Below are 11,742 nucleotides of genomic sequence, written 5' to 3' on the forward strand. Positions count from 1 at the left end.
GGAATTTACGCCCAAAATCGTTATTAAACTGATAAAATAGAATCATTAACCCCCTTAGTGAGCCCATTATGAGCCGTAAAAACAAAAAAGCCCCTTGGGAAGAAGAAGAGGAAATCATCTGGGTAAGTAAATCCGAGATGAAGCGCGACATGGAAGAGCTGCAAAAAATTGGTGAAGAGCTAGTAGAGCTTAAGCCTAATGCCCTTGCCAAAATGCCTCTTGATGAAGATATGATGGACGCAATTAAAGACGCACAACGCTTTACGAAAGAAGCTCGCCGTCGTCAGTTGCAGTACATCGGTAAGCAGATGCGTTTTATTGATATTGAGCCAATTGAAGCAGCTCTAGATAAACTACGTAATAAGCACTCTCAACAAACCGTGATGTTGAAAAAGCTTGAGCAAAAACGTGATAAATTGATCGAAAACGGAGACAGCATGATCAATGCTATCTTAGTTGATCACCCTCACGCAGATCGCCAGCACCTACGTCAATTGGTTCGCCAAGCAGGTAAAGAGAAGGCACAGCAAAAACCAGGCAAAGCATTTAAAGAGATCTTCCAGTACCTAAAAGAGTTGTACATTCAAGACTAATTAAATGTTGAATCTGTAGTGTTTACCTATTCAAAAACAAAAAATGCCAGTATCCAATAAGGAGCCTGGCATTTTTTTATTTAGAAGTTAACTCGCAACTATTGAGTGCCACCCACAGTCATGGAATCTAACTTCAAGGTTGGTTGACCAACGCCGACAGGAATACTTTGCCCAGCTTTACCACACACACCAACCCCTTTATCGATCTGCAGATCATTACCGACCATAGAAACTTGCTGCATGGCTTCAATACCACTACCTACAAGCGTTGCGCCTTTAATAGGGGTTGTGATCTTACCATTTTCAATTAAGTAAGCTTCTGATGCTGAGAACACAAATTTACCGGAAGTAATATCAACCTGACCACCACCAAAGTTCGGGGCATAGATACCTTTTTTCACACTAGCAATGATTTCTTCTGGCGAGTGCTCACCTGGTAACATGTAAGTATTGGTCATACGAGGCATTGGAAGATGTGCATAAGACTCACGGCGACCATTACCTGTTGGAGCAACACCCATTAAGCGAGCATTGTGCTTATCTTGCATGTAACCTTTAAGTTTACCGCCCTCAACCAACACATTGTATTGGCCCGGAGTACCCTCATCATCGACATTAATAGAGCCACGCAGATCCGGTAGTGTGCCATCATCAACAATAGTACATAGTGATGATGTGACTTGCTCTCCAAGCTGTCCACTGAACATAGAAGAACCTTTACGGTTAAAGTCCCCCTCTAAGCCATGACCAACCGCTTCATGCAACAATACGCCAGGCCAACCAGCCCCTAATACCACTGGCATAGTTCCAGCTGGTGCGGCTTGTGCTTCTAAACTTACTAATGCTTGACGAATCGCTTCATCGGCAAAATGTAACGCAACACTCTTACCGTTTTCATCTTCTGCTAAGAATGCTTGATAGCCATAACGACCACCGCCACCAGCACTACCACGTTCGCGTTTGTCGCCACGCTCAACTAATACGCTAATTGATAGGCGAACCAATGGGCGAACATCCGCAGCATAAGTACCATCAAGGCCTGCCACTAAGATTTGCTCATTAACACCATTAATGCTAACTGAAACCTCAGTCACCAAAGGTTCTTTAGTGCGAATATAGCTATCAATTTGCTGCAATAATTCAATTTTCTGCTGCTTATCCATCGTTGTTAATGGATCGACAGGTGCATAAATACCACTCGCTGTAACGGGAACAAAAGCTTGTACCTGAGCACTACGACCTTGACGCGCAATACCACGAGCCGCTTTTGCACTTTGCTCTAGAGCTAACAGATTGATCTGATCAGAATAAGCAAAACCTGTTTTCTCACCAGAAATCGCTCGAACCCCAACACCACGGTCAATATTAAACGAACCGTCTTTAATGATGCTGTCTTCAAGAACTAACGATTCATGCCAACAAGATTGGAAATAGATATCAGCATAATCCACATCTCGAGTAGCAATCTTAGCTAGAATAGCTTGTAACTCGTCTTGACCCATGTCAGCCTGAGCCAACATGGTCTTTTCTACTGTGTTTAGGGTCATTCAATAACTCTTTTAATTGAGAGGCTGAAGATGCAAACGGGCATGATCAACCACAGGCATATTAGTTCGAATTGTTTTTGTTAGCTGCGGATCAACATGTGCCGTAATGACACCCGTTCCTTGTTGCTGACACACGACAACTTGTCCCCATGGATCAATCACCATTGAATGACCCCAGGTTTCTCGGGATTCGTTATGTTCACCCCATTGTGCAGCAGCGATTACCCAACATTGGGTTTCAATCGCACGCGCTCGTAATAAGACTTCCCAGTGCGCTTTTCCTGTTACACGAGTAAAGGCCGCTGGTACCACAATAATATCAGCACCTTGCTCTCGCAGTGCTGTATATAACTGTGGGAAGCGCACATCATAGCAGATACTCATGCCAATGTTGCCAAATGGCGTACTGACTACTTTGATTTCATCACCAGGCTTAAAGGTATCTGATTCTCGATAGCTATGGTGTTGATCGGCCACTTCAACATCAAACATATGCAGCTTATTGTAATGTTCGTGTAATCGACCCTGATCATCATAAAGTAAAGCAGTGGCTGTTACCGCACCATCTTGCTGACGAATAGGCATAGAGCCAATTAATAACCAGATACCTAATTGTTTTGCAAAGTGAGCAAGTTCAGTTTGAATAGGGCCATCATTGAGTGGCTCTGCAACTTTGTGATAATCCTCTTTGCTACCAAAGACAACTGTATTTTCGGGTGTCACGATCAGTTTGGCACCTTGCAGTTGTAAGCCTTTCAATTTTTTCTTTAGCTTTAATAAATTATGCTCAGGATCTGCCCCTGAGTTCATCTGCACAATCCCAACTTTAGTCATGGCTAATATCCTTTCCAACTTTACTTTCTACTGTTTGGTTTCCGGAAGTTTATACTCCCCTTGAAAACGTGAGCGTTCGGTAACAACAGGATCATCTATTTTTCCGTGAACATAGTAATTCACTTGGGTAAAGACATCTAACACAGGTGATAGTGCAGTTGAGATAGCAAATACATACAGTGCAGTTTGTGGTGCAACAGCAAATGCCGTCAGCACAGGAATACCCGAAGTAAAGTCAGGTATGAATTTCACATTCGCATCAACGGTTTCTTTCACTAAGTTCGCTTGACCTTTAATCGTCATATCGCCAGCTAACGCCTTCATGGTCAAATCTTTCGTGGTAAAAATACCGTTCTTAATATCACCAGAGCCTTTGATATAGTCAAAAGCCAAACCATTTTCAAAAATGCCAGAGAAATCGAGCTGCATTTTGCGAATAATGGAATCAATACTAAACAAACCGAGTAAGCGACCTGCGCCACCTACACCACTAATAATGCCTTTACCCGTTTTCGTTTTAACTTGTCCTGTTAATGTTTCTCGTCGAATCTGCCATGGCGTACCTTGCCATGACGCTGATAAATTGGTTTTAAATGAAGCATCTTGAATACCCCCAGAGATACCTAATCGCCCCATTAAATCTGTACTGTCTTCCCCTTTAATTTTTGCACTCAACTGGGTCGTACTCGTATTTCCTTTAATCTGCCATGCACCTTGCATATTCAAAGCCATGGCTCCTGTTGTTACTGATAATTTAGGGAGCGTTAAACTACTGCCATTCTTGAGCAATTGACCTTCGACTTTACCTAAGCGATACCCTTGCAGCCAAGCATCGGCTATGGATAAGTTGATATTAGGCATCGCTCTCATTACCGCTCTATCTTGAGCTGATACTTGAAACGGCTGTGATGTGATTTTGTAAGGCTCGCGAAACAGTTTATGAGACTTATCTAATCCTGGAATAGTTAAAAACAACCGTTTTAGATTAATATTTAATTGATTAGGTGCGTACCAATTTACTGTGCCTGTCGCTTCTCGGCTGGCAAGATTTCCATGCCAATTAGTGCCGCTTCTTCGTGCCGTAAGCGTGACATCATGCCACGGCATTTGACCAACAATCAGTTGTTTTACCTGCCCATTAATCTGTGTTGGTAAGGGAATTGATGGCACAGCTCTTGGTTCACCCTGCTGTTTTGCTTGGACAAAAGAGCGATTAATACTAGATAGCACATCAAGCCAATCATCCAAATTCACCTGCTCACTATTAATATCAATGCGCTGACCCAATAACGGCCAAGGCAGCAGCTGCTTCTTACCAATGGCCGCATAACTGGCAACAATGTGTGGTTCATTGGTTTGTAAATTAAGTCGCATCTGATAGTTCATATCTGGCAACTGCGCCGTTACATCCACTTTTTCTTTGTCACCTTGTGCTTTTACTGTGACATATTGCTGCTGTTTTGGAGCGGCAATGTAGGCTAATGGATACGGTAACTTACTAATAATATTAGCTAAGCCAGCTTTCAGATCAACATCATAACCAAACCCTGTGTCATTTAGATGAACTGCAACATGAGATTGCCACTGACTACGACCAGAAACTTGTTCAAGTAAAGGATCTTGCCATTGCTTTTGCAGTGGAGATAGTTGCCAGTCGCCAGCCAAATCAACTAATACTTGATAGCCTTCATCTTGATTGGCACCACTAAAACTCAAATCAATCGGCTGTTGCAATAAACGTCCACTGAAGCCTTGAGCTAAGATCTTATCATCATGAAAATTAAGCTTGCCCGATACGTTATCAAGTTCGATATTTGGCGTTTGCAAAGCAACTCGGTTCTTATTCAACAACGCATAGCCCGTTACACCGACTTGGCTACCATCATAAGGAATATCCAAACTAAATTGAGAACTGACCGGCCCACTAACTTGCACTGTTGTTAAGGCGGCACCAACAGAATCAACTAAAGGTGTAGCCAACATATAATCTCGAACAGCACGGCCATCAGCAGCCACATCAATATCTAGTTTTAAATGGCCATCACTGGCAAGCTTAGATGCTCCCGTAACACGGCTTCCAACTGCTCCCATTGTTTTGACATGATGAGAATCGAGATACATCCAATCATTTTTAAAGACTAAATCCAGCTGCAAATCTGTCAATTCTGGCCACGCAGTATCGAAAATAAAACGAGCCTTTTTAAGGGGAACATCAACCTGAAAAATACCATTATGGTGGCTGTATGGAAAATCTTGTAGCGCGCCATACCACAGTAGTTTCGCCCCTTTTGCCTCCCCGCCCCGGATCGCTCGTGAAAGGTAATCAGTGAGCTCACTACCAAGTGCTGGAATAGGTAAATAACGCCATGTTGCCCCCGCATTTTTAACATCAACATCGCCATAAAATGACAACCATGCAGGCTGTTGATAAGGAAAATCAAGGCGAAAAACACCGTTGGCAGCAAGATCCGGAGTCGTTACGGCAAGATGATCACTCCATAACCGCCAACTTCCGTCCTTATCAATTTGCCAATAGCCCGTCACATTAGCTTGTTTAATATTAAGAGGAGCTTGAAAGACCCCTTGATAAGGCAGTTGATCATCAGTCAGGCTCAATTGCACTTTGCCTTGCTGCAAACTACCAGACACTTGTCCATTAAGTTTGTGAATTTCGGGGATCAATTGCCACTGCTTAATTGCGACATGGGAGAAATCAGCAGAAAATTGCGGTTGCTGACCTGGTTTATCCGATACTCGTAGTTGAGAGATCAAACCTTGAGGCTTCATTGCGGTAACCGTTTTGATCGCAGGCAGCTCTTGAGGAAATAAACCGAGTAAAGGCCGTAGCCGAGCTAAATCAAGATCGGCAATTTGCAACTTCCAATCTTGAAGCTGGTATTGACGATCAAGATTCACATTAGCTTGAAGATTCAATTGCGGCCAAGATTGACCATTGGTAGTAACAGCAAAATCATGTGTTGAGATATACCACTGATTACTGCTTGGCTCTGCGTTTAATGGCGCTAAAGAAACCACACCTCGCTTGAGTTTAAACTGATGGGAGACTTGATTTTGCTGCCATGCAATATCGATTGGACCTAACGCCAGCGTGCTCTGTTCGATAAGACCTTGCTTAACATTAATCCAACTTTCAAAGCTCACTTCACTGTTTTTGATATCCGCAATGTTAGCAAATGTCTGGTGCAACCAAGGTGTCACCGCCAACTTTGAAGCTTGAACGTAGAACTGCCCAGTTATCGAAGACAAATCACCTTGCTCAGAGAAATCAGCCATGACTTTTAATCGACTCAAATGGCTGTTAGCAATACTAACAGTACCTTCCGCTAAGTGATGACCTGCGTTATTGCGCCAATTAAGATCAGATATATCCAGTTGCTGCGATTTGCCCGATGGGGTGTATAAGGTAATTTGTGAATGCTGGAGAGTAAAACGGTCAAGGCGCACTAAAAATAGCTGTTCTAACTTTTCAGCCCAGCTTTTAGTTTGCTTTTTTTGCGTCTTTTGTTGTTTAGGCAGTTGAGTAAGATCAACCTTGAGTTGATTGATTTCAATATCTTTAAATACAGGTTTGGCTTGAAGTAGACTTTGCCAAAAGTTAAGTGCAACAGAAACTTGCCCAATCGAGACAATTTGTTGCGTCGAATCTTCGCGGTAAAGAGCGACATTTGATAACGTAAATTCAGGGCCGGCATTAAACCAGCGACCGTTGACTGTCCCGACCGAAATAGGCAAGCCAATCTGCTGCTCAGCCCATGCGGTTAATTGCTGCTGATAACGGTCAATATAAGGAAGCGTGACTCGCAACCCAGTAATAGTAATGGCGGAAAAAACAGCTCCGCCAACAATTAGCCACAACAAGGCTCGGGCTAACTTAGTGGGTATGCTTGTCACGCAAAGAATCCTCTTACATCATCACGACATCAAACTGCTCTTGAATATAAAGAGGCTCGGCTTTAATTTTCACTTCTTTACCAATGAAAACTTCTAGCTCAGCAAGTGCATGATATTCATCACCTGATAATGCATCTGCAACAACAGGTGAAACATAAACAACAAAACGATCGGCGTCATAAGCGCGGTTAACACGAGTGACTTCACGTAAAATCTCGTAACAAACACTCTCAACTGTTTTCACAGTGCCTCGACCTTTACAAGTTGGACACGTACCACATAGAACATGTTCAATGCTTTCACGAGTTCTTTTTCGTGTCATCTCAACTAAACCAAGCTGAGTAAAGCCATTAATGTTGGTTTTTACCCGATCGCCGGATAATGCTTGCTCTAATGCTTGTAGAACTCGACGCTGATGATCTTCGCCTGCCATATCGATAAAGTCGATAATGATAATGCCGCCAAGGTTACGAAGACGCAGCTGACGTGCAATAGCTTTGGTTGCCTCAATATTGGTGTTAAAGATCGTTTCTTCTAAATTACGACGACCAACGAACGCTCCCGTATTGATGTCGACCGTTGTCATGGCTTCGGTTTGATCAATAATAAGGTAGCCACCTGATTTCAGTTCAACCTTACGATCTAAAGATCGCTGGATCTCATTTTCAGTGTCATACAGATCAAAAATAGGTTGGTCGCCCGAGTAATACTCAATATTTTCCGTTACTTCAGGAACAAATTCGTCTGTAAATTCTTTTAATTTATCAAAGGCTAAACGAGAGTCGACTTTAATATTATGAATTTCAGTTCCCACGAAATCACGTAGAATACGCTGAGCTAACCCCAGTTCACCATAGAGCATTGAACGCGTTTTATATTTTGCACGACGCTCAATCACTTTACGCCATAAATGCTTTAAAAAGGCTGCATCTTGGCTGAGTTCTTCATCCGATGCTCCTTCAGCAGCAGTACGAATAATAAAACCACCCAAATCATCGCAATGTGGCATAACGATTTTTTTCAGACGCTCTCGTTCATGTTCACTTTCAATACGTTGTGAAACACCAACATGACTCGCCCCAGGCATAAAGACCAAATAGCGCGATGGCAACGTCACATCTGTTGTTAAACGTGCGCCTTTGGTACCTAAAGGATCTTTGACTACTTGAACCACAAGATCTTGGCCCTGACGCACTAGCTCAGAAATATCACGAACCTGAAACTGCTGTTTTTCGTTCTCTGCTACACATTCAGTATGAGGAACGATATCAGAGGCATGCAAAAACGCCGCTTTATCTAAACCAATGTCGACAAATGCCGCCTGCATACCGGGAAGAACTCGGCTCACTCGACCTTTATAAATATTGCCAACAATACCGCGTTTAGATTCACGTTCAATGTGGATCTCTTGCAAATTGCCATCTTCAATCATAGCGACACGAGTCTCACTCGGTGTCACGTTTATTAGCAGCTCAGTGCTCATGGTTGCCTCTATTTTGATAAACTTAAAAATTCTTGCACCATGATGTCGGTTTCCACTAAAGGTAGCCCCATCACAGCATAATAACTGCCATCAATTCGTTCGATAAACTTACCGCCAATCCCTTGGATACCATAACTGCCCGCTTTATCTTGTGGCTCTCCACTTTGCCAATAATTTTTAATTTCGTTGTCAGACAAAGTTTTAAACCACACATCAGTGATAACGAGGCGAGTTTGTTGGCGCTCTTGTGTTGCAACCGTTACCGCGGTCATAACTTGGTGTTTACGACCCGATAATAGCTCCAACATCCGTTTTGCATCATTAAAATCAATGGGCTTTTCAAGGATTGTATCATCAACCACAACAATAGTATCGGACCCAATCACAGGAGTGTGACCATCTGTAACAGCAACTCCGGCCAAAGCTTTATCCTTTGCCAATCGTTGTACATATTGCTCTGGTGTTTCACCCGCTTGATGGCACTCTTCTACATCAACAACCGCACGTTCAAATTGGTATCCCAACTGAGTTAATAGCTCTTGTCGACGAGGAGAACCTGATGCTAGGTAGACTTGAATGGTTGATGACATTGTTAGAATTCCTTAAATAACAAAAAGGGAAGCCAATACCAGCTTCCCCTTTAAAATTTCAATGTGTTAACTAGCGTATTGCCAATTTACGTCTAACTCGACGCAGTAGCAAGAACAGCCATGGCCAGAGTAAAAAGTTTAAGACAACGGCCCATAACTGCTGTGGATCAAATGTAATATCTGAGACTAAATATTCAGCCCAGAACTCAATCAGTTTACCTGCAACACTAAGTAGCGCCACAATAACCGCTTGCTGCCACAACGACAAATTTCGTAATACTTGAAAGTTAAGCGCCACAATATAGCACAGGATTGACATCATCAACCCTCGAACACCTAACGTAGAGCCCAACATCAAGTCCCACAGCAAACCAACGATTAACGCTGTTCCCACATTCACACGATGAGGCAAAGCCAGCACCCAATAAAAGGCAACTAACATAACCCAAGAAGGACGAAACGGTTCAAACGGTCCCGGCCAAGGTGCTGTTTGTAGGATCAGAGCCAGAATAAAAGAGATCCAAATCCAAATTCGGCCATGAGCATAACTAGTGGACATTGGTCACCTCTTTTTTTGCTTTTGGCTTATTCGGTTCTGTTGGAATTGGCTCAACTTTTGGCGATGCTACTTGAGCTGCAACGGTTGGAATAACTGTTGATGCCGCCACATCTTGGTCTGTCTCTTTATGTTGAGGCGTTGGCCATACTAAGAGTAGATATCGTAAGCGATCAAAATTCACACTTGGACGAGCTTTTACTTGTGCAAACGGACGTTTGTTATCAAAAGAAAACTCCGTTACATAACCAACAGGATATCCTTCAGGGAAACGACCACCGAGACCTGAAGTCACTAGCTTATCGCCCACTTGGATATCGGTACTACTTGGAACATGCTCAAGCTGAATTTCATTCGACTGTCCGGTACCAGAGGCAATTGCTCGAATATCATTACGAACCACTTGAACTGGAATGGCATGCATAGGGTCAATCAACAACAATACCCGGCTGTTATGTGCGCCAACGTAAGAGACTTGACCAACAACGCCGTTTTCATTGATAACAGGCTGACCTTCATACACACCATCGATACGACCTTTATCTATCATCACCTGATGACTGTACGGATCGGAATCAACGGCCATAACTTCGGTAATCATCTTGCGCTCATCTCGCACAAATGGAGAACCGAGTAAATCACGTAATCGCTTGTTTTCTTGCTTTAATTGATCGAGCAATAAGACGTTACTTTGCATCACCAACAAGTCACGTTTTAGGGCTTTATTTTCTACCAATAGGGTTTGGCGAGAGCTAAATTGGCCTGACATGCTATCAAGCAACTCTCGTGGCAGATTCGCGGCATACTGTAACGGGGCTATTGCAGAGTTTAAAAAGTAACGAACATTTGCAAAGGCATCAAGACGACTATCGGCTAGCATCAAGCCAGCCGATAGTAATATGGCAAGAAACAGGCGTAATTGCAGAGATGGGCCTCTGCCAAAAATAGGTTTCATCTAACACTATCACCTGTTTTTTTGTGCGCTGGGGTTGGCATTTATTCCTCGCTGAAGAGGTCGCCACCATGCATATCAATCATTTCTAGGGCTTTACCGCCACCACGAGCTACACAAGTTAGAGGATCTTCGGCAACAACAACAGGAATACCTGTTTCTTCTGTTAGCAGACGATCAAGATCGCGTAATAGTGCACCACCACCGGTTAGTACCATACCACGTTCAGAAATATCAGAAGCAAGCTCTGGTGGACACTGCTCTAGTGCAACCATAACTGCAGAAACGATGCCAGTTAGCGGCTCTTGCAGTGCTTCTAAGATTTCATTTGAATTTAGAGTAAAGCTACGAGGCACACCTTCTGCTAGGTTACGACCACGAACTTCAATTTCACGAACTTCATCACCAGGATAAGCAGAACCGATCTCATGCTTAATGCGTTCAGCCGTTGCTTCACCGATTAGGCTGCCGTAGTTACGACGTACATAGTTGATGATCGCTTCATCAAAACGGTCACCACCAATACGTACAGAAGATGAGTACACAACACCGTTAAGGGAGATAACTGCAACTTCTGTTGTACCACCACCGATATCGATCACCATAGAACCTGTAGCTTCAGATACTGGCATACCAGCACCGATAGCCGCAGCCATTGGTTCATCGATAAGATAAACTTCACGAGCACCAGCACCTTGAGCTGATTCACGAATCGCACGACGCTCAACCTGAGTAGAACCACATGGAACAGCAACAAGCACACGCGGGCTTGGGCGTAAAATACTGTTGTCGTGCACTTGCTTAATAAAGTGCTGTAGCATTTTTTCAGTCACGTAGAAATCGGCAATTACACCATCTTTCATTGGACGAATCGCAGCAATATTGCCAGGCGTACGTCCTAGCATTTGTTTTGCATCATGACCAACAGCCGCAACACTCTTTGTTGCACCGGCGCGGTCCTGGCGAATTGCTACTACTGATGGTTCATCAAGAACGATGCCCTGTCCTTTGACATAAATAAGGGTATTGGCTGTACCCAAGTCAATAGACAGGTCATTAGAAAACATGCCACGAAGTTTTTTAAACATAGTCTTCGGCTAATCCTGCAAGCTCAAAATTCGGTAAATTGCGCTAAATGTATCAAGTGGAGTTAGTTGAAACAAGGCAAGGATTGTCAAACCTGCCACAAGATCCGCAATTTCTTTGTCAAAATGTCCAGAGAGCGGGAATTCGGCTCTCTAAACTGAAAAATTCTACCTTTCATCGTTGGTCGGG

At 43.3% G+C, this 11,742-nt stretch carries 9 protein-coding genes; 1 reads left to right on the plus strand and 8 read right to left on the minus strand.

What is annotated here, in order from left to right:
• Positions 1 to 68: 68 nt before the first annotated feature.
• Positions 69 to 593 carry a ribosome biogenesis factor YjgA gene (gene yjgA / locus WAX86_RS13350; RefSeq protein WP_044174256.1) on the plus strand — a complete coding sequence of 175 codons (525 nt, stop codon included), beginning with the start codon at positions 69 to 71 and terminating at the stop codon, positions 591 to 593.
• Positions 594 to 691: 98 nt separating this feature from the next.
• Here yjgA and tldD read toward each other — a convergent pair whose 3' ends face one another.
• From tldD to mreB, 8 genes are all read right to left on the minus strand, one after another.
• Positions 692 to 2,140: a metalloprotease TldD gene (gene tldD, locus WAX86_RS13355; protein ID WP_005303649.1), complete on the minus strand. Its 1,449-nt coding sequence runs from the start codon at positions 2,138 to 2,140 to the stop codon at positions 692 to 694.
• A gap of 12 nt (positions 2,141 to 2,152) precedes the next feature.
• A complete protein-coding gene (locus WAX86_RS13360; protein ID WP_005303645.1) occupies positions 2,153 to 2,974 on the minus strand; it encodes a carbon-nitrogen hydrolase family protein in 822 nt (273 codons plus the stop codon).
• 27 nt (positions 2,975 to 3,001) lie between these two features.
• Positions 3,002 to 6,886 carry a YhdP family protein gene (locus WAX86_RS13365; protein WP_341488899.1) on the minus strand — a complete coding sequence of 1,295 codons (3,885 nt, stop codon included), beginning with the start codon at positions 6,884 to 6,886 and terminating at the stop codon, positions 3,002 to 3,004.
• Between the two features lie 13 nt (positions 6,887 to 6,899).
• A complete protein-coding gene (rng, locus tag WAX86_RS13370) occupies positions 6,900 to 8,369 on the minus strand; it encodes a ribonuclease G (protein ID WP_005303638.1) in 1,470 nt (489 codons plus the stop codon).
• Between the two features lie 8 nt (positions 8,370 to 8,377).
• Positions 8,378 to 8,959: a nucleoside triphosphate pyrophosphatase gene (locus WAX86_RS13375; RefSeq protein WP_005303635.1), complete on the minus strand. Its 582-nt coding sequence runs from the start codon at positions 8,957 to 8,959 to the stop codon at positions 8,378 to 8,380.
• A gap of 70 nt (positions 8,960 to 9,029) precedes the next feature.
• The gene (mreD, locus tag WAX86_RS13380; RefSeq protein ID WP_044174248.1) at positions 9,030 to 9,518 is read right to left on the minus strand and encodes a rod shape-determining protein MreD; all 489 of its coding nucleotides are present in this window, start codon (positions 9,516 to 9,518) and stop codon (positions 9,030 to 9,032) included.
• Positions 9,508 to 10,470: a rod shape-determining protein MreC gene (gene mreC / locus WAX86_RS13385; protein ID WP_005303632.1), complete on the minus strand. Its 963-nt coding sequence runs from the start codon at positions 10,468 to 10,470 to the stop codon at positions 9,508 to 9,510. Before mreC ends, mreD begins: the two co-directional genes overlap by 11 nt.
• Positions 10,471 to 10,511: 41 nt before the next feature.
• Entirely contained in the window at positions 10,512 to 11,555 is a 1,044-nt protein-coding gene (gene mreB, locus WAX86_RS13390; protein WP_005303629.1) for a rod shape-determining protein MreB, read from the minus strand.
• Between the last annotated feature and the right edge of the window lie 187 nt (positions 11,556 to 11,742).

Source organism: Photobacterium damselae subsp. damselae, from assembly GCF_038086725.1.
GTDB classification, from domain to species: Bacteria; Pseudomonadota; Gammaproteobacteria; order Enterobacterales; family Vibrionaceae; genus Photobacterium; species Photobacterium damselae.

What these genes read in the sequence shown, in the direction of transcription:
- yjgA (WP_044174256.1), top strand. Translation starts at nt 69, where the DNA reads ATGAGCCGTAAAAACAAAAAAGCCCCTTGGGAAGAAGAAGAGGAAATC.
- tldD (WP_005303649.1), bottom strand. Translation starts at nt 2,140, where the DNA reads ATGACCCTAAACACAGTAGAAAAGACCATGTTGGCTCAGGCTGACATG.
- WAX86_RS13360 (WP_005303645.1), bottom strand. Translation starts at nt 2,974, where the DNA reads ATGACTAAAGTTGGGATTGTGCAGATGAACTCAGGGGCAGATCCTGAG.
- rng (WP_005303638.1), bottom strand. Translation starts at nt 8,369, where the DNA reads ATGAGCACTGAGCTGCTAATAAACGTGACACCGAGTGAGACTCGTGTC.
- WAX86_RS13375 (WP_005303635.1), bottom strand. Translation starts at nt 8,959, where the DNA reads ATGTCATCAACCATTCAAGTCTACCTAGCATCAGGTTCTCCTCGTCGA.
- mreD (WP_044174248.1), bottom strand. Translation starts at nt 9,518, where the DNA reads ATGTCCACTAGTTATGCTCATGGCCGAATTTGGATTTGGATCTCTTTT.
- mreC (WP_005303632.1), bottom strand. Translation starts at nt 10,470, where the DNA reads ATGAAACCTATTTTTGGCAGAGGCCCATCTCTGCAATTACGCCTGTTT.
- mreB (WP_005303629.1), bottom strand. Translation starts at nt 11,555, where the DNA reads ATGTTTAAAAAACTTCGTGGCATGTTTTCTAATGACCTGTCTATTGAC.